This is a genomic window from Metallosphaera yellowstonensis MK1, assembly GCF_000243315.1.
GTDB lineage: Archaea > Thermoproteota > Thermoprotei_A > Sulfolobales > Sulfolobaceae > Metallosphaera > Metallosphaera yellowstonensis.
This window is the reverse complement of record NZ_JH597770.1, coordinates 417,740-436,967: the sequence shown is the minus strand read 5'-3', so window position 1 is coordinate 436,967 and position 19,228 is coordinate 417,740. Positions and strand designations below refer to the sequence as shown.

Below are 19,228 nucleotides of genomic sequence, written 5' to 3'. Positions count from 1 at the left end.
GGCGTTTAGGCCGTGGAGGAGAGGATTCGAGAAGTACTAGAGACAGTTTTATCCAAGGTTAAGCCCACTGAGGAGGAGGAAAAGAGAATAATATCAGTGGTGGAGAGGATTCGTGATCTCCTCCGTGGCCTAGACGTTGAGGTTCACGGTTCCTTTAGGAAAGGGACTTGGCTTAGGGGGGATACAGACGTAGACCTCTTCGTGTTCTTCCCCAAGGAAGTAGGTAAGGAGTTCCTCTCTAAGGAGGGACTAGACACGATAAAGGAGAGGCTTAAGGGACTTGAGGTAAAGATGGCTTACGCTGAACACCCATACCTCATAGTAAGCCTGGATGGGATAGAGGTGGATGTAGTGCCTGCCCTTAGAGTGGGGGAGGGTAGTGAGGCCGTGACTGCGGTAGACAGGACGCCGTTTCACACGATGTACGTTACCTCGAAGTTAGACGAACGAGGGAGAGATCAGGTGAGACTGCTTAAGAGGTTCCTGAAGGGAGTGGGCGTTTACGGGGCCGAAATAAAGGTTCTCGGATTCTCAGGTTACGTCTCTGAGCTCCTGACGATCTATTACGGTTCCTTCTTGGAGGTATTGAAGGGAGCTAGTAAGTGGAGACCACCGGTGAAGATACCTCTAGTTGAGGAGGGAAGACAGTTCGAGTCCCCACTGATCATCCCAGACCCTGTGGATCCCAAGAGGAACGCCGCTGCGGCCGTATCCTTGAGGTCTATGGCTATCTTCTCGCTGGCTGCCAGAGAGTTCCTGGTGAATCCAAGCCTGGATTTCTTCTTCCCCCCTGAACCTGATGTCGGCCCTGTCCTAGGTGACGTGCTGGTCACTGAAGTGGAGGTGCTAGAGCCTTTCGTGGACGACGTTCTGTGGGGTCAGATGAGAAAATCCTTGGATAAGGCAATTAGGGCGTTGGAAACTGTGGGTTTTAAGGTCGTGGATTACGGCGCCTGTGAGGGAAACGGAAAAGTGTACCTGCTGATTCAGATGGAGAGTGCACATATAGGGGAGTACACGGTCTACAAGGGGCCTCCTTTCTACCTGGAGACCTCTAGGGACTTCATCTCCAAGAACTTTCACGTGTGGGTGGGTGAAGACGGTAGGCTGTACTCGCTGAAGAGGAGACATGAGTCCAGCCCAGAGACGCTGGTTGGGAACTCTCTGGCCCTCAAATATAAGCACATGGTCAGACAATACTGGCTTAAGGAGGTGAAAGATCCCTGCATGAAGCTCTTCCTGAGGAAGAGGCCCCTTTGGTTGAAGTGAAGAGGTTCATATTTCCCAGGTATTCTCGAGAAATAGAAACGGAACTGGAGTCCCATGATCTTAAGAGAGCTTACTCCTTCGGGAGTACACGCCTGGGGAACCTGAGGGTGTTGGGTAAGGGGAAGACTGGAGTTGTGGTACTGGTAGAGGGCAACATGGCACTTAAGATAAGGAGAGTTGACTCTCCCAAGGAGAGCTTGGAACTGGAAGCTAGGCTTCAGTTATGGGCAGAAGGAGTTGCACCCAAGGTTTTTGACTATGGGAGGAACTTCATCCTTATGGAGTTCGTCCCTGGAAGGCATCTGACAAGGGACGAATCCCCTGAAGTTCTGATGGATCTGTTGGAGAGGGCCAGGAGATTGGAGGAGTTGAAGATAGAACACAGGGAGCTGGTTCACCCGTGGAAGAACGTACTCGTGACGAGGGAAAGAACGTATATCCTAGATTACGACTCGGCGAGCATGAGGGAAAGTGCATTCAACGTCAATAAAATCCTCAATGCCTACGGGCTTCATGAGTTAGCCAGGAGGTACAAGAGGAGGGAGATGAGCTTTGAGGAAGTCATCTCACTAATACTCCAGCTCTTCCGCCCCTCCTGAGCCTAGCCTTGATCTCCTCCATTCCAGGTACTCCAAGCTTTCTACCGCACTTGGGACACTTTCCTCCGTAGATAGAACTTATCTCTGAGGGAGTCCTTATACCGTAGAAGTCCTGGCCCACTCTTTCGAACTTATAAAGTTCATAACCACATCCTTTACATCTGTAGGTTACAGGAATATTTCCACCCTATACAAACATGATCTGTAGAGAACTTAAAACATAAGTGACGTGTTACCGTCTCCTATCCCCCTTATTTGAAGATTTCTAGCCGAAAGAAAGTAGAGAGACACTACACTGAAAGTGAATGTATTACCTATAGATTAACTTATAAACTGTACTCACCCTTTGATAGTCGAGGGGCCGTAGTCTAGCTTGGACTAGGATGCCAGCCTGGGGATGATTCCCTAACCACCAGATCGCTGGTGGTCCCGGGTTCAAATCCCGGCGGCCCCATTGATTCCTCGTCTACTATTAGATTCCCTTCAGCTTTATTTTGAAGTTCTCCATTATCTTCACATGAAAGCGGTTATACTGGCCGGGGGTTACGGCAAGAGGCTGAGACCACTAACCGACGAGAAACCTAAGCCTCTCCTCTCCGTTGCGGACAAACCCATCATAGAATGGCAGATCCAGTGGCTCGTGAAGCAGGGGATCAAACAGTTTATAATTGCCACGGGTTACAAGAAGGAGCTGATGGTAGAGTGGGCGTCACAGAGTTCAGACAGGTTGGGAGTAGAGATATTGTTGGGTGTCGAGGGAGAACCTATGGGGACTGGGGGAGCGATCAAGAGGTTAAGGGAGTTCTTGAGAGAGAACTTCCTGGTGGTAAACGGTGACATCTTGACCAACTTGGATGTGTCCCTCCTCAAGGGAGGAGAGGTGGCAACTATAGCCCTAGTTCCCCTAAAGAGTCCCTTCGGAGTAGTCAGAACTGATAATAACAAGGTAGTCGAGTTCGTGGAGAAACCTATCCTTGAAGATTATTGGATCAACGCAGGTGTGTACGTCTTCACCCCACGCATCTTCGACTACCTCCCAGAGAAGGGAGACCTAGAAAAGGAGACGTTCCCGAAATTAGCAAGGGACGGTCTACTCTTGGGTGTCAAGTTTCCTAAGGTTTATTGGAGGTCAGTAGATAGCATGAAGGACTTGGAGGAGGCGTCGCAGGAGGTGCCTAAGATTTGGTAATATACGAGAAGTGGTACGATCTGTATCAGGAGGCCGAGAAGCTTCCAGTCGCCGAGATTAAAGGGGAAATAGCGTGTATAGGGATGGGGGGAAGCGGTGTAACCTGCGAAGTGCTCAAGGCATTCCGGGAGTTAGAGACCTTGAGGCACGCTGACACCGTCATTGCCGTATCCTATTCTGGAGAAACGGCAGAAACGTTGTTACAGGTTAAGGAATCCCTAAGACAGGGTAAGAGAGTAATTGCTGTGACTAGCGGTGGTACGCTCTCCAGGTTATGCAAAGAGGTAGTGAAAGTTCCTGGAGGGTTACAGCCGAGGTTCGCCTTTCCTCTCTTAATTCATCCAGTCCTGAGGATGACCGTTCAAGGAGATCTTTCGGAGCTGAAAGAGGCTGTTAAGGACATCAGAGGAATGAGGGAACAGTCGAGTTCACTGGCAAATGAAATGTTCACCAAGATCCCCGTCTTCTACGCCTCAAAGTACCTGGGTGTCGCAAAGAGGTTCAAACAAGAAATAAACGAGAACGCCAAGTACCCAGCCTTCTTTGGCGAGATACCTGAAGTTCATCACAACGAGGTGGAGAGCTACGTTCACGGGAAGAACCTGTACCCTGTAGTTATAGAGGGAGATAAAGTAGATGAGATAACATCAAGTCTTTTGAAGGCACGTGCCTTCAAGGTTACAAGACCCCTGTACGATGTCTCCTACCTGATCGCACTTGCAGGCTTTCTTTCCGTGGAGTTGGCGAGGATGAACGGCGAGGATCCTGAGAGACTTCACGTGATCCCGAAAGCTAGGGAAAGGAGCAAGGAAACCCTTCTGAACCATTAGGGGTTCCCAGACTCAGCTAATGTAACCTGATAAGGGCTCAGCGCTGCAGTGTCTCTTCACAGATCTAGCCGCCCATCGCTCCTCATGGCCCAAGGTATAGTGGATGAATCTGAAATTAGAACTTTCCCTATCTTTTGCCCTCAAGATTTTAGTTTCCCCATAGGAGTTTATGGAGATGGTAACTTTCATTTCAGGAGAAGAGATGGTGGAACTACTCCCACCAAAGAAGGCAGTAGATGCGGTCAGAGAGGCATTCTCACTCCTCTACAAAGGCGATGTACAGAATCCTCCCAGGACAGTCCTGACCGTGGAAGGAAACTGGTGGGGAGTGATGCCTTGTTCTACCAAATATGGAGTCACGGTAAAGGTGATATCTGTCATCCCTGGAAACAAGGAGAGGGGTATTCCCTCGGTCAACGGTGCTGTGCTCCTCCTCTCTGGTGAAACTGGGAACCCGCTGGCCCTCATGGACGGGTCAACACTAACAGCCATCAGAACCTCAGCAGCTTCAGTACTCTCAACCGAACTTTCGTGGGGACTTAAAGTAGAGACACTGGGGGTGATAGGAGCTGGATTGGAAGCAGAGCACCACATGAGAACGGCGTTGGGCTACCTCTCGGTCTCAAGGCTACTCTTGACCTCCAGGAGGAGACACCCTGAGTTGGCCAGGAAATTCGGGGCGGAGGAGGTAGAGTTGAAAACGTTGTTGAGGGAGTCGGACGTGATTTTCGCAGTCACTTCTAGTTCCTCCCCCGTGGTACTCGGGACCGAGTTAAAGAACGACTTTCACGTATCCAGCATAGGTGCCCACACTCCCAAGGAGAGGGAAGTTGACGATGAGACTATAAGGAAAGTGTCGACTTACATGGTGGATAGCCTAGATGCGGTATCGAGAGAGACTGGAGACTTCATCCTGCCTAAAGAAAGGGGGCTCCTCCAGGAGAAGACGGTCATGGAAATAGGAGAGGTTATAGTCAAGGGGGTTAAGGTCAAGAGACCTTCCCTCTTTAAGACGGTCGGGTTAGCGGTAGAGGACAACGTCACAGCATACTTTGTCTACAGAGAAAAGGGGGGCTAGACGAAGGAGATCTCGAAATTTTAGAGGATCTCCCATGCCTTCCCTACGGTTAATCCTCGCGTTCTCTGTCTTCTATCTGCAGCAGTTATGGGATTTTTCGTCAGGTGACACCCAAAAGTCAAGGCGATATATAATAACTGCTGTATCCGGTTATGCTCATGACAGAACCGAGAGACCTCTAAACAGAGCAGAGGACTGCCCCTTCCCAAGACCTCAAGTTTTTAAGCCGGAGTGACCATACCCTCACCCATGAAGTTTCCTAAGGCCGTGAAGACTTACTGCCCCAAGTGCAAGGCCCACACAGACCACTCCGTGTCCCTGTATAAGGGTGGAAAGAGGAGGACTTTGGCCGAGGGCCAAAGGAGGTACGACAGAAAGAACCTGGGATACGGGAGCACCAGGAAGCCAGAGCAGAAGAGGTTCTCTAAGGTCACAAAGAAACAGGTATTGATGTTCAAGTGCCAGAAGTGCGGCTACACCATCATGAAGCATGGGATACGCGTAAAGAAGCTGGAGCTCGTTGAGGTGATCAAATGAGGAAGAGCAGGGTACTCATACCGGAGCCCAAGAGCAGGTTTGTGAGGGTGAAGTGCCCCAACTGCAATAACGAGCAGGTAGTGTTCAGCGACGCCACCTTCCCCGTGAGGTGCCTCTCGTGTGGCACTCAGTTGGTCTATCCCACCGGTGGGAAGGCCAAGATAGTGGGAGAAGAGTTGAGACAACTGGGATAGGCACACGGCAACTCAGCGTAATTTTGAGCATCCCCACTTATTCTTTTACAGGCCCGACTTACAGTTTCTTTATCACAGGGTTTGGCGAACGTATACGAGGAACCCCATCTTCGTTCCGATTAATTTAAGGTGTATCAGTTGAAAAGTATCTCTAATTCTGAGGTGACACCGATACTTTACGATGCTCACTGTCATTGCTCAGAGCTCAAGGGGAACTACGACGTCTACATCGCTGCGGTATCCATGGATCTAAAGTCATCCCTCGCAACCCTCTCCATGAGAGGTGTGCTCAGAGGAGTGGGAATACATCCTTGGAACGCGGGGAACGGAGAGTTAAGAGAGGTACTAAACCTCGTGAGGGAGGCCGACTTCCTGGGCGAGATAGGGCTGGATTACAGGCTCTCTAGAGCGAGCAAGGAAGTACAGCTCGAATATTTCTCCTCCATCCTGGAAGCTGCACCGGAGAAGACTGCCAACGTCCACGCTCTAGACGCCTGGAGGGACGCCCTCAACATCCTTCTTCGTAAGGGTGTCAAGAGGGCCATCCTTCACTGGTACAGTGGGCCGGTGGAACTATTGAAGGAAATTGAAGGGGCTGGGTACTTCATCACCATAAACCCTTCAGTTACCTTTCAGGAGAAGCACAAGAGGGTGTTGGAGAAGGCACCTCTGGAGATACTTCTCACAGAGAGTGACGGTGGCTATGTGTATAGAGGGAGACTCTTGGAACCCCCGATGGTCAGAGAGTCCCTGGAGAGTATAGCCAAGGTGAAGGGGATTGGCCTTGAGGATGCAGAGAAGGCGGTAGAGAGAAACTTTAAGAGAGCCTTCAACATTTAACGGCAGTTATTGGTTTGCCTTGGATATCGCCCTGCGAGTGAGGCAAAATCTAATAAGTGCTGTACAGTAAAGGAAATAGCCGCCAAGGCGAAATTGCCCTTTCCTTATCTAGAAAAGGGAAAATCGATAAAAGTCGGGAAGACTCTGTTCGAGCATGATAGCCTTAGTCACCGGAGCGTCAAAGGGGATAGGAAGGGCCACAGTGGAATTACTCATGAGGGAAGGATATAAGGTAGTAGCAGTGTCGAGGAGTACCCCTGACGTAGGAGACTACAGGTTCGAATTGGACGTATCCGATAGGGAGTCGGTCTTCCAACTGGTGGAGAAGGTGGAGAGGGAAGTGGGAGAGATCTCCCTCCTAGTCAACAACGCAGGTTTCGGAGTGTACGGTTCATTCCTGGAGACCCCCATGGATGAAGAGGAATATATGGTTAGGACCAACTTCCTCGGTGTGCTCTACACGACCAAGGCAGTATACCCGAGTATGGTCAAGAGGAGGGAAGGTTCCATAGTCAACGTGGTCTCTGAGGCAGCCTACGTGAGTACTCCAACCCTCCTGGTGTATTCTGCCACTAAGGCTGCGGTCTCCAGTTTCACCAACGGTCTCTGGGCTGAGGCAAGACGTTATGGAGTGAAGGTGTCAGGGATATATCCAGGCCCAGTAAGAACCTCGTTCACCTCTCACCCTTCATTTCGAGGAAGAGATATAGCGCCCAAATACGCGGTGGAGCCTCGTGAGGTAGCTAAGGCCATCCTTAAGGGAGCCAGGACCGGGAAGAGGGAGATATACGTTCCCTCTAAGCTGAAGATAGAGCCCTACTTCCTGAAGCTAGCCAATGTGGCCCAAAGCCTAACCTACTCCTTCATCTCAAGGTTCGTCAAGTAGTTACTCTGCCTTGACCCAATTCTCCAACTTACCTATCCTCTCCACCTCAACGACCATGGGTGCCTCAAGTACGCCGAACTTATACTCAGAGGCCTCCTCTGCTTCTCTGTAACCTATGGTACCAGTAGTAACCACACTATTGGGGGGCACAGTTATCACGTTGCTCAGCTCCGCCAGGAGCTCCTCAACGCCGTACACCAACTCGTCCGTATGACCGTCCTGCACCAACTTATCCCCGTAACTGCTCCTTATCTTCAGTCCCTGAATGTCTGACAACTCCTCCGTGGTGACCACCCAAGGACCCATGGGTGAAAAGGTATCCCTGTTCTTGTTCCTGAAGTGTGAACCTCTGACGGCCATCTTCTTTATCTTCCCGTCCATGGGATCTCTCCTGTAGGCATAGTAAACGTCCCCACTCATCTCCCCAGGAGCGGTGACGTCATTGAAGACCGTGTAGCCCAGAACAGCCCTCCTGACCTCCTCCTTAGATGCCCTCTTGAGTGGGGATCTGACTACAATCCCTATCTCGGCCTCAGGCCTTATTCCAGACTTAGGGGCAAGTATTGTGTCCCCTGGACCTATCACCGTCTGAGGTAACTTCAGGAAAAACTTGGGAACTCCCAGCATCTTCTTAGCCTCCTCCCTGCTCTCAACCCCTAACATCCTCGGTGAGTTAACTAACGTGCAAAATATGGCAGAGGGTTCCAGAGGGGCTACCAGCCTCACTTGCATCAGCTCCACCTCGTCTCCTACTTCCCTTCCTCCCAGAGAGTCCGTGATGACGATAGTATCACCCTCCAGTAATCCGTACCCCCTCCTCCCCTCACGTATGAAAGAAACTAGCTTCATTGTGATAACCACATGGAAGTCCTTATTTAGGCTTTAGGGTTAGGTATCTGATCCATAATGTCCCTTATGATCTTAACGTACTCTCCTTTCTTCTCCTTGAAGACCTCGGTGTACATTTGGGCCCACCTTATTGTTGGATCCCCCCTACTGAACCTATCATATTGCTCGTACCTTATCCCGGTCTCTGAGCCGATCGTATCCCAGAGGATATTGAATAGCTTCACCCTATCCAGGGCATTTAGACCCTTGGATGACATATACTTCTCCAGAAGCCTCCTCTCCTCAGGGTTCTCGAAGTCCTTGATCCCAGCTGGAACCGGTATAGAAGATCCGGCACTTATGAGCCTTAAGATCTCGTTTATTCTGGGCAGGGCCTTCATGCCCATTGCGCTCACAGCTATGGAGATCTGGGGATTGGGCCTGTAGATGCTGTCCAGTTGCTCTCCCAATTCCTCTGATGCCACCATCCCAGCTTCATATATGGATAAGTAGAGCAGTATCTCCCCCAACTTTTCCTGGACGTTGATGAAGTTGTTTATCCCCACGGCCTCCGCCAAGGCTATGGCCAAACCGGCCAAGAACTTCGTCCTAGAGTAGTGCTGGATCACGAAGTGCCAGTTGAACCACGCCCTAAGGTTCACCGTATGCCACATGAATCCTTCTATTTCCTCTGGTTTCTTGTAGAAAATTATCCTATCCCAGGGTACTAACACATCGTCTAAGACCATTATGGCGTCGGGTTCCTCGTACTTTGAGGTGAGTGGGTACTCGAACTCTCCGAAGCCTTCCTTAGGATGGAACCCTCTCCTGGAGATGAACTTCACTCCCTTGGATTCTGTGGGGAGGGAGAAGAATATGGCGTACCTGGGGTCGGTGTCCCTCCTGATGTTGGGAAGGTACCATAACCTTTCTGAGTAGGGTCCTGCGGTGGAGAGCAGTGCTGCGCCTCTCACCACTACGCCCTCACTGGTCTCCCTGACCACACCTATCTGTATATAGGGGTCTTCCCATTGAGAGGGTGGCCTGGACCTATCGTACATGGGAGCTACTATGGCGTGAGTGTAGAAGAGGTCCTGCCTGGTAGCCTCCCTGTAGAGCTCTATCACGTTCTCCATCATCCTGCTACCGAAGACCTTCCCGAAGTAGTCCTCAGCGTGGGCGTAGAAGAGCATTGTCCACACGTTCAAGTAATCTGGACTCCTGCCGAAGAAGCCCCTATAGAAGTCATAGATCTTAGATATCCCAATCCTGAGCCTCCTGAGGTCGTCCTTGTTCCTGGGTCTGAAGAAGGTTACACTGGTCTCCTCACCCACATCTGGGTTGTATATCCTTAGATACTCCTTAAGGCTCTCGCTCCAGTGTAGGTCATAGTAGTCAGCCACGGTCCTCACTGCCGACCTGAAGGCCGGGTGTTCAGTTACGTCCTCAACCTTCTCGCCGTTATAATAGACCTCTCCGTGGTGTCCCTCTTTCATGCTCCTTATGAAATCTGATCCCCTACGGATCACGTACTCCACCCCCGTAATTTACCCGTGATGTCCTCCACGGGAACCCACTCCTTGAGCCAAGTCTCTGGGACTTCCCTCCCCCAGAAGTCGGAGCGGTACCTAAGTTGATCCCACGTCCAGGCTATGGGCTTCCATTTGTCCGGGTCGAGCACAAAGTAATCCCCTGTGAAGAACTCTATCCTATTCCTGTCCTGATCCCTGAGGTAGACATAGAAACCCTGTGTCACACCGTGCCTTCCTGGCCCTCTCTCCAGGGAGTCCCACATCCCTGCAGCTGAAATTATATCAGCTGCCTTGATGATATCCCTCACATCGTGGACGTAAAAGGTGGCGTGATGGAACCCAGGTACGTTCCTAGAGCTCCTAGCTATCGCCACCTCATGCGAGTGGCCTATCCTCGTCATCCAAGAGACCATCTTCTTTCCCTCCTTGTCCAAGAAGGTCTCGGTTTCCAGGAAGCCGAGAACCTTGGTGTAGAACTCAACCTCTGCCTCCAAGTCCCTCACCATGAAGTTTATGTGGTCTATCCGCACCGGGCTTACTCCCCTATGGATATGGAACTTGAGCCTGTTGTCCCCCACGTACTCCATATCATGATATAGGAGAATGGGTATGCCCTGCGGATCCTCAAAGAGGACGGCCTCCTCTACTCCCTTCTCTTTATAGAACCTATACCTGATCCCCATCTCCTGGAAAGTCTGTTTAGCCACGTCTAAGTGCTCCGGTCTTCTCACCCTCAAGGCTGCATAGGAGAGACCGTTAGACTCCGCTTTTCTCAAAATCAAGCTGTGATGTTGCCCCTCCTCTATACCCCTCAGGTATACCTCTTCCCCTGATCTCTCCGTCTCCACGAAGCCCAAGAGGTCACGATAGAAGTAAAGTGCGCGCTCCAGATCCGTGACCCTGTAGACAACATGTGAGACCCTCAAGATATCAATCATGGTCACTCAAAAGTTAACTAGAGTTGATTTCTATAAGCAATAAATGAAATGAGTTTCAGTGGAAAGCTCTCATGTTGAAACAAGTTTCATGATGTTGTGAGGAGACCTCTGACTTCAACTGTAGGAACGGGCTCTTTAACTCGCATTCGAAACCTTTTCCCCGAGATCAAAGTTACCTTTCAGGTGAGGATCTGTTCTAGTCGTGATCAACATCGTGACAACTCTCAGGACGACAGAAAGCAAGGAGTTTGGGCTTTTGGGCTGAAGCCCTTTTTACGTTAATGGAAGCGTTTTATATTCGTTTATTACAATTTTATTGATAAAAGATGAACTCTCACTCGATGTGGGCTATGCCCAAAAGGGTGGGAGAGATTGCAGAGATGTGAGTCCCTTGCCGTTGGGCTCGAAGGAGTCCCGTGACCCACCTACCGTTAAGCTTGGTAGGTGGCTGAGGGCTAAGTCCCTACGCTAGATCATGATTGAAGATAAAATGAGTGAAACGAAAGTTTAGGGGCAAACGGAATTAAGCCGTTCCGTTCAAACTTAAATTTTCCACCATAAATTCCCCACTTACGATGAATGAGGACCTTCCGTTATCGTTTCCGTAATCGACGATACTAGGGTTACCTTAGCTAGTGCTGTATAGCTACGCCCCTGACGAACTGATGAGATTCCGCGTTGGAGTCCCCCCGAGGACAGCTACTGGAGATCCCACGAAACATTTAAGCGGACATTCTCTTTCTTTCACATGATAAAGGGTTTAGCCCTACTTGGGGCTGGTTTGACGGTGCTTCAATTCCTTATTGGCGTCGTCTTATCGTCCCTGAAGTTCCTATTTCTTCCCCACGTCATTGTGGGTATATCACTGCTCATCCTCTCCTCGGTGTGTTCCTGGAAGAGTGAGGGGATGATAAGGAGGATGTGCTTAGGTAACGTCTTTCTAGTCATATTGGCTGGAACCGTAGCGTTGTTTTCCCTGAGAGGTGTCTTTTTGGTACTACACACCTTCCTGGCATTGGGAGTTCTGTCAAACTTCTCCGTGATCTACGGATTCGAGAGGGGAAGGGAGACCCCTTGAATTCACGTTCTTAAGCTTCTTCCTGAGAGGGCGATAGTCCCTGGTTTCGATCAACCTCACGTATGGTGACTGACACTTAAGTGACAACGACTGTAAGAACCCAAGCACGGCCACCTAAGACCAGTGATGGAATGCCCTCGAAAACGTGATAACCTCTGTCAATAAAACGACCAGAATAAGGAAAATTACTCACTGAATGAAACCGGTTTAATGTTCCCGTTATATTCCATTTCTCAAATGATCTTAGACCTTTATGGAAGAGAAGTCTGCGTCTGAGGTCATAGCCAGACTGGATCGTATTCCCATCTGGTCCCTCTCATCCATTTTTATTGGAATTTTGGGAGTCGGTTTCCTCTTCACGTTTTTTGATATCTTCGACATAAACGTATCCTTCATTCAGACTGCCCTGACCACCTTCGGCGTGACCTCTCCCTCTTCTCCTAGGATAGCGGAATTGCTGGGTCCTGTAGTCCTCTGGAATCTAGTAGGATACGTCGTAGGTGCACTCCTGATAACCCCTCTCTCCGACAGGTTCGGAAGAAGGTCCATGTTGGTCCTCACCATGGCCATAACGGGACTCGGTTCCCTCTATAATGCCCTCTCCCCAGACTACACTAATTACCTGATAGCTAGGACAATAACCGGTGTCGGAGTAGGGGCTGACTTGGCCATAGTGAACACCTACATAAACGAGGTCGCCCCTATCCAGGGTAGGGCTAAGTATACTTCCATGGTCTTCCTCTTCGCTACGCTGGGCGCCTTCTTGGGTTTATGGCTCGGTCTCCTCCTCACAACCCCTCCGTCCCCGTTCCCGTTGGGCCTCCCCTTTGCCTTAGGCTCCACCGGCATCTTCACAACTTCAGGCTGGAGGATAATGTACGGGATAGGTTCACTTCTCGCAATAATAGGTCTGGCACTGAGGTTTGAGCTCCCAGAGTCACCAAGATGGCTGATCAGTAAGGGGAGGGTCAAGGAAGCCTCAGAGATAGTGTCTAGGATGGAGAGGATGGCGGAGAGAAAATTGGGCTCACTCCCTCCCGTGCCCCAGTACCTGGAAGTTAAAGTTGCCACAGAAACGTCGTACGCCGAGGCCCTGAAGACCATCCTCGGGAACAGGGTCTATCTGAGGAGGTGGATCGTCCTGATGCTGATGTGGTTCTTCGGTTACATAACGGTTTACACCAATGCCGCTGGTTTGACCACGATCCTTTCGGCCCTGGGTTACCCTCCCCCAGAAGCCGGAATGATAGCCGCACTGGGTGTTCTAGGGTTCATCGCGGTGCCCCTAGTTCTCATATTCCTGGGTGATAAGATGGAGAGAAAGATTTGGGTACCCATATCCGCTGCCATATCTCTGTTGGGAGGTATCACGCTGGCCTTTTCTGGATCAAACCTAGGTCTTGCCGTCCTGGGGGCCATGATCTTGTTCTTCGGCATAGATCTATGGATACCAATTTCCTATACCTGGACCACGGAAAACTTTCCAACTAGGGCTAGGGTGACCGGGTTCGGCCTAGCAGACGGGTTAGGACACATAGGGGGCGGAATCGGGGCTTTCGCGGTCGCCCTCCAGATAGGCTCAATCCTCTCGGGAGGCGTGAACTCCTCCTCCAGTCTTGAGGTGTTCATGCTCATGATATCCTTCCAGGTCATCTCGGCGTTGATCTCCCTAGCTGGAATAAAAACGGCAAAGAGGAGACTGGACGAGATCTCTCCCTAAACCATTATTTTTTTCTCCTCTTATTTAAAACCAATAATTTCTCTATAAATGATAAGGAAAGGTTTATAATGTTTAAAGGAGTCAATGATATTCGATATGGGACTCATAAAGCTAATGACTGTTTCGGTCCAACATGAGGGTTGCTGGACCAGCGTCTTGGAGGACATAGACGCAATAACACTGAATTACCAGGTCTATCCGGAGAAGGACTACCTCAGGTCCAGACTCCTCCTCCCCAGCCAAGGGAAGGAAGTGGCACTGAGGATGAAGAGACTCCCCGGTATCCTCAGGATAAACAAGGTTTCCATACACGAGGATCAGGTCCTGGTGGACTTCCTTAACAAGTACAGGGATTCCCTGGCGGGGTACCTATACGATAAGGAGGTACTATTCGTCAACAACAGGATAGGCAAAGGGATGGAGACGTGGTCCTTCGCCCTACCCAGGGACTCAGTTAACGAGGTCCTCAAGGGATTCTCGGAGTTCGGTAGGGTAATGAATTACACCGTGGAGGAATTTAAACCTAAGGTCTCCCCCAGGCTCACGCCCTCAGAGAACAGGGTGCTAAGGGCAGCCTTGGCCCACGGTTACCTGGATTACCCCAGGAGGGCTGACGCCGAGGAGGTTGCGTCTCTCCTGGGCCTCAGCAAGGTAACTTTCCTACATCACCTCAGGAACGCCTACAGGAAGTTGACGGAATTCTACTTGAGTGACTGAAAACCTGTTAGCGGGAAACTCTTTAGCTGGAAAAGGATGTTATTTCTGGTCACCTTGATCTTAGGTGGAGAGAAGGTAAGGGGAGAGAGGGTAATCAAGGTCCTCAACCCTGCAACTGAGGAAGTAGTGGGAGAGGTGTGGGAGGCCGGGAGGGAAGAGACCAGGAGGGCTGTGGACCTGGCATTGGAGTCATTTCAAATCTTCTCCAGGCTGTCAATTAAGGATAGGGCTAAGGTGTTGGTCAGAGCCTCAGAGATCCTGGCCTCAAGGAGCGAGGAGGTCGCGAGATTGCTCACCACGGAGTCGGGGAAGCCCATAAGGGACTCCAGGGTGGAGGTGAGTAGGGCAGTACAACTCTTCAGGATAGCTGCGGAGGAAGCCAGGATCGTCCTCGAGGGAAAGACGTTCAGGGTCGACGGATATGAATACCCCCCAGGAAATGAGAGGAGACTGGTGCTCTCGCTGAGGGAACCGCTGGGCGTGGTGGGGGCAATCCTCCCCTTCAACTTCCCAGCCAACAGTTTCGCCCATAAGGTAGCTCCCAACCTGGTGGTAGGCAACACAGTCGTGGTGAAACCTTCCTCATCCACTCCCCTCACTGCCCTCCTCATGGGGGAGATACTTTACCAGGCCGGCCTACCCAAGGGCACTCTCAGCGTCTTGCCCGGGGGAGGAGACAGCGTGGGTGAGGAGTTGGTGAGCAACAGGAAGGTGTCGGGGATAACGTTCACCGGTTCCACTCCCGTAGGTACTTCCATAGCTTCCAGGGCAGTCAGCCTGGGGAAGAGGGTCATGGCAGAGATGGGAGGTTCAGATCCCATCATAGTCCTGGAGGATGCGGACCTGGATAAGGCAGTTCAGGTATCGGTCAGGGCCAGGTTTGAGTACGCCGGTTAGAACTGCAACGCCGGGAAGAGGATCTTAGTTCAGGAGAAGGTTTACTCTAGGTTCCTGGAGGAGTACGTCAAAAGAGTAAAGGAACTGAATGTGGGAGATCCCCTTGACGAGTCCACCGAGGTCGGTCCGGTGATCTCCAAGAAGGCCAAGGAGGACATGGCCAAGCTGGTGGAGGACTCCAGGAGGAAGGGTGGATCGGTCTATTCAGGTAAGGCCCTGGAGACCGGTTTCTTCTTCCCTCCAACGGTTGTAGGAGAGGCGGGATTGGACATGGAGGTAATGAAGAGGGAGGTCTTCGGCCCCATTGCTCCGGTAGCTAGGTTCTCGACCGACGGGGAGGCAGTGGAGATGGCCAACTCCACAGAGTACGGCCTTCAGGCATCAGTATTCACGTCAGACCTCAAGAGGGGACTCAGGATAGCCAGGGAACTCAGGACAGGAGCTGTGATCCTGAACGACAGCACTAGACTGAGGTGGGACGCCCTTCCCTTCGGAGGAGTAAAGCTCAGCGGAGTAGGTAACAGGGAGGGGGTGAGGAACACTATGCTCGCCATGACCGAGGAGAAATTGATATCTATGGACGTGTGGTAGATTCAGCTCTACGCGTCTCGATCAGCTAACTGAACGTCTAGGGCTACCAGGTCCTGAAGGGCGAGGATTTCTGTCTCATTGCCCAAGGAGAGGGCGGAACTCCACAAACTCTGAGGGCACTCTGACCCAGAAAAGGCTCTACCGCTCGACCCCTGACGGGTCATGGATTTCCCGTTGGAGGGAACTGGGTCTACGTCGCTCTCAAAGGCCGTCCCTGGGACAGAGGCGTACCTCATCAAACCTCGCCGATGTACCTCAGCGATGCTTGATGCAAATTTACATATGTTCATTCCATTTAGTCAAGTAAAGGGAACTTTAAGGGAGATCTGGGTGAGGCTCCGTACATTGCTCAACAACTTCATGGACTTGAAGACCGTGATGACCGCTCTCGCTATCTGACCAGCTCCTTGCCCGGGGCCCTGTGTTCCAGGACGCACTCGAGGGAGGACTGGTAGAGCCAGCCCTCGTCGAACTCCTCCTTGCCCAGCCTGAGCTCGTCTAGATTGTCGGTGACGCACTCGTCCACGAACCCCTGGAGGGACTCCTGGTTCGTGGACCTGAGGAAGTCCCTCACCTTATCCATGACGTTCTTGGTCGCCTCGGCGTAGGGCCTGACCTACTGGTAGACCTGGGCCCAGTCCAGGCTCCAGGGCACCATTGCCACCAGGACCGAGACGATAACCGGACTGAGGCCAAGTGCCGCGACGATCTCGCTCTCGGCCCTGTTGGCGCCGGAGACGTAGGTCCTGCTCATGAAGAGGACCTCGTGGACCCCGAGCTGTTGGGCGTACCTGTCGAGGTCGGCGTCGATGTATTTCCCGTCAGTATTCCCGGGTCCCAGGACGTAGGTCAGCGAGGCGAACTTGTAGTCCCCCACGGTCACGGGGTTCAGCGGGGCCCGGTTCAGGGAGTAGACGAGTCCCAAGAGCCCGGCCCCCTTGCAACCGCTGGGGCAGGAGAAGGCCGAGAACACCGGGGCACCCACGAGCATCTCGCTGTAGGAAGTGTCTGAGACCAGATCCTGGCAGTACTTCTGGTAGGGCCCGGCCAGGATGAAGTCGCAGAGGGCCGAGTTCAGCTGGCCTGGGAACAACGCGTAAGCCACCCTGCCGTTGAGCGAGACCCAGGGCGGGTAGGGACCTGATTCCGGCCTGAGGGAGGTCAGGACAGTGGAGTAGGGGTAGGGGGAGTGGTCGAGGTACCCCTCAGATATTCCCCTAGCGGTTCGGCACTGTAGTGACCTCCAGAAGATATAACTAATCTTCCGGGTATTTCTTGTGAACCACTAGGTTGTGCGCGTATCGCGGGTACGTAGTTGGTCAGCACTGCACCCCTCCCGGTCCTCTCCAACCAGTCCAGGAGCCAGCCCACCACGGCTTCGTTGCAGTCCCTGGGGGGCTCGGGGTTGACCCACCGCTTGGATATCCTGGCCCCCTTGACCTGGATCACCACGACCTCAGACTCAGTCTCCCTGACTGTCTCCCACAACCTCTCCGACTCCGAGCCGCTCCCCGTGCTCATTACGAAGTCCACCGACCACTGATAGGCGTGGAACGCCCTTCCCCCGGCCCAGTACCTCGACCTCCCTCCCACGTAGTAGTAGTTCCCCTCCACGGTCCTCACCACGACCCCGTGCCTCACGACCTGCATGACGTTGGTCGCCCCGCTCAACACCCTCGTCGTCAGGGCCAGCGCTGGGTAGAACGCGTACCTCCCAAGGCCCTGAGCCAGAGAGTCCCTCATGCTCCTCACTGTACAGGTCGCCGTGTCCCTCACCGACCCGTACTCCAAGCCCAGACCTACAGCAGACCCTAACCCTCCTAGAATACCTCCCGTGATAGGTATAGGATCAATTTCGGTCATATAACTCTAAGCGTTATAAAACTCAATTTCTTTATAAACTTTTTCCGTCACAGTCGGTCTATTGGTTACTTCAGTTTGTGTCAACGTTGACGTAAGGCTTTCTTTCAAAGTGAGACGTAATTTCGATTTTTAGGTTAGTTCAGCATGCTTGACGTCTGAGAAAATTGATCGTAGCGCACCACTCCGCCATTAGGGGATTGAGGTTGTAGCCCTAAACTCACACGTAGATGTTACCTTCAGGACAAATTTGCTTTGTGCGCTTGTCCAAATTTCTCAGATGTTAAGCTCATCGGACAATCCAAAATTCAAAATCATACATCAATTCGGAAAAAGCTTACGTATATTCTGATAAAAATCAAAGAAGCACACAAAGCAGGACAAATTAGCAAGAGAGGCTAACCGTGACCAATTACACCCAGCCACCTAGGGATATTGCGCTGGACTCGCCCTATTGGGAGTGGCAGGCTGAGCCCCTCGGACTTTCGCCCTCGGGACTTACACCCCCACCCCATCAACCCCCTGTTCTTGGGGAGGGCTCCCGCGTGACAACCTTTCGGCCGTCACGCACCGCTGCCTCTTTTCGGGGAGGGGTTCCCGCTTAGATGCTTTCAGCGGTTACCCCACAGGGCGTGGCTGCCCGGCGTTGCCCTGTCGGACAACCGGCAGACTAGAGGCCCCGATACCCTGTTCCTCTCGTACTAGGAGTACCTTCCCCTCAGGCAGCGTGCACCCCTCACCCTTAGAGTCCGACCTGTCTCGCGACGGTCTAAACCCAGCTCACGTTCCCCTTTAACGGGCGGGCAGCCCTACCCTTGGAGGCAGCTGCACCTCCAGGGTGGGAAGAGCCGACATCGATGTAGCAAACCGCGGGGTCGATGGGAGCTCTCGCCCGCGACGACCCTGTTATCCCCGGGGTAACTTTTCTGTCATGCCCGGCCCCCACGTGTGGGGGCACGAGCGTTCGCTAGGCCGCGCTTTCGCGCCGAGACCCCGTACCTTGAAGGGTCTCGTCAGGCCAGCTTTTGCCCTTGCACTCTACGGCGGCGTTCTGTACCGCCTGAGCTGACCTTTGGGCTCCCGTGTTACATTTTCGCGGGAGTGCCGCCCCAGCCGAACCGCCCACCTGACGTTGTCCCCCGAAGAGGTTAGGTTCCCGAGCACCCATGGGTGGTGTTTCACCTTCGGCTCCACCGCCCCCGAAGGGACGGCTTCGACGCCTCCCACCTACTCTACGCATAGGCGCCCGAGAACCAGCGCCAGGCTGCGGTGAAGCTCCACGGGGTCTTCTCTCGGTGTGAGGGGTTGCGGGACTGTGAACCCACTCTGGGCGGTCATGGGGCCCCAGGCTGGGACAGTGGGGATCACGTTGATCCATTCATGCACGCCGGAACTTGCCCGGCAAGGCATTTGGCTACCTTGAGAGGGTCAGAGTTACCCCCGGCCTTCAGCGGGGCTTCGCCCGGTTGGACCCGGGTTTAACCGACCGCCAGTGGCCAGGATTTAGCCCCCGTTCACACCCTTTCGGGCTAGCGGGGACCTATATTTTTATTAAATAGTCAGATCCCCCTGGTCTCTGCGACCTACCACCGCAGGTTCACTACGATGGTAGGCATCCCTTCTTCCGAAGGTACGGGACCAATTT

General features: G+C 52.4%; 21 protein-coding genes, 1 tRNA gene, 1 rRNA gene and 1 pseudogene (1 of these 24 only partly in view). 16 read left to right on the top strand and 8 right to left on the bottom strand.

Features of this window, described 5'->3' with window-relative positions; all coding sequences use genetic code 11:
- Window positions 1-12 precede the first annotated feature (12 nt).
- Both cca and METMK1DRAFT_RS13155 read left to right on the top strand, forming a co-directional pair.
- A complete protein-coding gene (gene cca / locus METMK1DRAFT_RS13160; RefSeq protein WP_009074997.1) occupies window positions 13-1,269 on the top strand; it encodes a CCA tRNA nucleotidyltransferase in 1,257 nt (418 codons plus the stop codon).
- A complete protein-coding gene (locus METMK1DRAFT_RS13155) occupies window positions 1,257-1,868 on the top strand; it encodes a phosphotransferase (protein ID WP_009074995.1) in 612 nt (203 codons plus the stop codon). Before cca ends, METMK1DRAFT_RS13155 begins: the two co-directional genes overlap by 13 nt.
- Here METMK1DRAFT_RS13155 and METMK1DRAFT_RS13150 read toward each other — a convergent pair.
- Window positions 1,831-1,989, bottom strand: coding sequence for a hypothetical protein (locus METMK1DRAFT_RS13150; RefSeq protein WP_009074993.1), 159 nt, complete (start codon window positions 1,987-1,989; stop codon window positions 1,831-1,833). The two genes, METMK1DRAFT_RS13155 and METMK1DRAFT_RS13150, sit on opposite strands and share 38 nt — an antisense overlap.
- 236 nt (window positions 1,990-2,225) lie before the next feature.
- Here METMK1DRAFT_RS13150 and METMK1DRAFT_RS13145 point away from each other — a divergent pair.
- The 8 genes from METMK1DRAFT_RS13145 (at window position 2,226) to METMK1DRAFT_RS13110 (ending at window position 7,422) form a co-directional block, all read left to right on the top strand.
- Window positions 2,226-2,322: transfer RNA gene (locus tag METMK1DRAFT_RS13145), tRNA-Pro, on the top strand.
- Window positions 2,323-2,385: 63 nt separating this feature from the next.
- A complete protein-coding gene (locus METMK1DRAFT_RS13140; RefSeq protein ID WP_009074991.1) occupies window positions 2,386-3,057 on the top strand; it encodes a nucleotidyltransferase family protein in 672 nt (223 codons plus the stop codon).
- Window positions 3,051-3,887, top strand: coding sequence for a bifunctional phosphoglucose/phosphomannose isomerase (locus METMK1DRAFT_RS13135; protein ID WP_009074989.1), 837 nt, complete (start codon window positions 3,051-3,053; stop codon window positions 3,885-3,887). The genes METMK1DRAFT_RS13140 and METMK1DRAFT_RS13135 overlap by 7 nt, the downstream gene beginning before the upstream one ends.
- A 169-nt stretch (window positions 3,888-4,056) precedes the next feature.
- Entirely contained in the window at window positions 4,057-4,965 is a 909-nt protein-coding gene (locus METMK1DRAFT_RS13130; protein ID WP_009074986.1) for an ornithine cyclodeaminase family protein, read from the top strand.
- Window positions 4,966-5,214: 249 nt separating this feature from the next.
- Entirely contained in the window at window positions 5,215-5,502 is a 288-nt protein-coding gene (locus METMK1DRAFT_RS13125) for a 50S ribosomal protein L44e (protein WP_009074984.1), read from the top strand.
- On the top strand, window positions 5,499-5,696 hold the full coding sequence (locus tag METMK1DRAFT_RS13120; protein ID WP_009074982.1) for a 30S ribosomal protein S27e: 198 nt from the start codon (window positions 5,499-5,501) through the stop codon (window positions 5,694-5,696). The genes METMK1DRAFT_RS13125 and METMK1DRAFT_RS13120 overlap by 4 nt, the downstream gene beginning before the upstream one ends.
- Window positions 5,697-5,834: 138 nt before the next feature.
- Entirely contained in the window at window positions 5,835-6,536 is a 702-nt protein-coding gene (locus METMK1DRAFT_RS13115) for a TatD family hydrolase (RefSeq protein ID WP_009074980.1), read from the top strand.
- Between the two features lie 154 nt (window positions 6,537-6,690).
- A complete protein-coding gene (locus METMK1DRAFT_RS13110) occupies window positions 6,691-7,422 on the top strand; it encodes an SDR family NAD(P)-dependent oxidoreductase (protein WP_009074977.1) in 732 nt (243 codons plus the stop codon).
- Here METMK1DRAFT_RS13110 and METMK1DRAFT_RS13105 read toward each other — a convergent pair whose 3' ends face one another.
- From METMK1DRAFT_RS13105 to hpaD, 3 genes are read right to left on the bottom strand one after another with little or no spacing between them, the layout of a single operon-like run.
- Window positions 7,423-8,271, bottom strand: coding sequence for a fumarylacetoacetate hydrolase family protein (locus METMK1DRAFT_RS13105; RefSeq protein ID WP_009074975.1), 849 nt, complete (start codon window positions 8,269-8,271; stop codon window positions 7,423-7,425).
- A 26-nt stretch (window positions 8,272-8,297) separates the two neighbouring features.
- On the bottom strand, window positions 8,298-9,779 hold the full coding sequence (locus tag METMK1DRAFT_RS13100; RefSeq protein WP_009074972.1) for a 4-hydroxyphenylacetate 3-hydroxylase family protein: 1,482 nt from the start codon (window positions 9,777-9,779) through the stop codon (window positions 8,298-8,300).
- A complete protein-coding gene (hpaD, locus tag METMK1DRAFT_RS13095; protein WP_009074970.1) occupies window positions 9,776-10,720 on the bottom strand; it encodes a 3,4-dihydroxyphenylacetate 2,3-dioxygenase in 945 nt (314 codons plus the stop codon). The genes METMK1DRAFT_RS13100 and hpaD overlap by 4 nt, the downstream gene beginning before the upstream one ends.
- Before the next feature lie 316 nt (window positions 10,721-11,036).
- Between hpaD and METMK1DRAFT_RS18325 the strand changes: the two genes are divergently transcribed.
- The 6 genes and pseudogenes from METMK1DRAFT_RS18325 (at window position 11,037) to METMK1DRAFT_RS18540 (ending at window position 16,122) form a co-directional block, all read left to right on the top strand.
- Window positions 11,037-11,192, top strand: coding sequence for a hypothetical protein (locus tag METMK1DRAFT_RS18325; protein ID WP_172634146.1), 156 nt, complete (start codon window positions 11,037-11,039; stop codon window positions 11,190-11,192).
- Window positions 11,193-11,468: 276 nt separating this feature from the next.
- The gene (locus METMK1DRAFT_RS13090; protein ID WP_009074967.1) at window positions 11,469-11,798 is read left to right on the top strand and encodes a hypothetical protein; all 330 of its coding nucleotides are present in this window, start codon (window positions 11,469-11,471) and stop codon (window positions 11,796-11,798) included.
- A gap of 253 nt (window positions 11,799-12,051) precedes the next feature.
- Window positions 12,052-13,518, top strand: a complete 1,467-nt coding sequence (locus tag METMK1DRAFT_RS13085; protein ID WP_009074965.1) for an MFS transporter — start codon at window positions 12,052-12,054, stop codon at window positions 13,516-13,518.
- A 96-nt stretch (window positions 13,519-13,614) separates the two neighbouring features.
- Window positions 13,615-14,235 carry a helix-turn-helix domain-containing protein gene (locus METMK1DRAFT_RS13080; RefSeq protein ID WP_245544647.1) on the top strand — a complete coding sequence of 207 codons (621 nt, stop codon included), beginning with the start codon at window positions 13,615-13,617 and terminating at the stop codon, window positions 14,233-14,235.
- A 36-nt stretch (window positions 14,236-14,271) separates the two neighbouring features.
- A pseudogene (locus tag METMK1DRAFT_RS13075) lies at window positions 14,272-15,723 on the top strand (aldehyde dehydrogenase family protein).
- 162 nt (window positions 15,724-15,885) lie between these two features.
- On the top strand, window positions 15,886-16,122 hold the full coding sequence (locus METMK1DRAFT_RS18540; protein WP_216586107.1) for a hypothetical protein: 237 nt from the start codon (window positions 15,886-15,888) through the stop codon (window positions 16,120-16,122).
- Here the strand turns inward: METMK1DRAFT_RS18540 and METMK1DRAFT_RS13065 are convergent.
- The 4 genes from METMK1DRAFT_RS13065 to METMK1DRAFT_RS13050 form a co-directional block, all read right to left on the bottom strand.
- Window positions 16,115-16,306, bottom strand: a complete 192-nt coding sequence (locus METMK1DRAFT_RS13065; protein WP_009074953.1) for a hypothetical protein — start codon at window positions 16,304-16,306, stop codon at window positions 16,115-16,117. The genes METMK1DRAFT_RS18540 and METMK1DRAFT_RS13065 overlap by 8 nt on opposite strands.
- Window positions 16,307-16,339: 33 nt before the next feature.
- A complete protein-coding gene (locus METMK1DRAFT_RS13060) occupies window positions 16,340-16,816 on the bottom strand; it encodes a hypothetical protein (protein ID WP_009074951.1) in 477 nt (158 codons plus the stop codon).
- 68 nt (window positions 16,817-16,884) lie between these two features.
- Complete coding sequence (locus METMK1DRAFT_RS13055) at window positions 16,885-17,586, bottom strand: hypothetical protein (RefSeq protein WP_009074949.1); 702 nt, start codon at window positions 17,584-17,586, stop codon at window positions 16,885-16,887.
- Between the two features lie 431 nt (window positions 17,587-18,017).
- Window positions 18,018-19,228: ribosomal RNA gene (locus METMK1DRAFT_RS13050) — 23S ribosomal RNA — on the bottom strand; it runs 1,850 nt beyond the window's last position.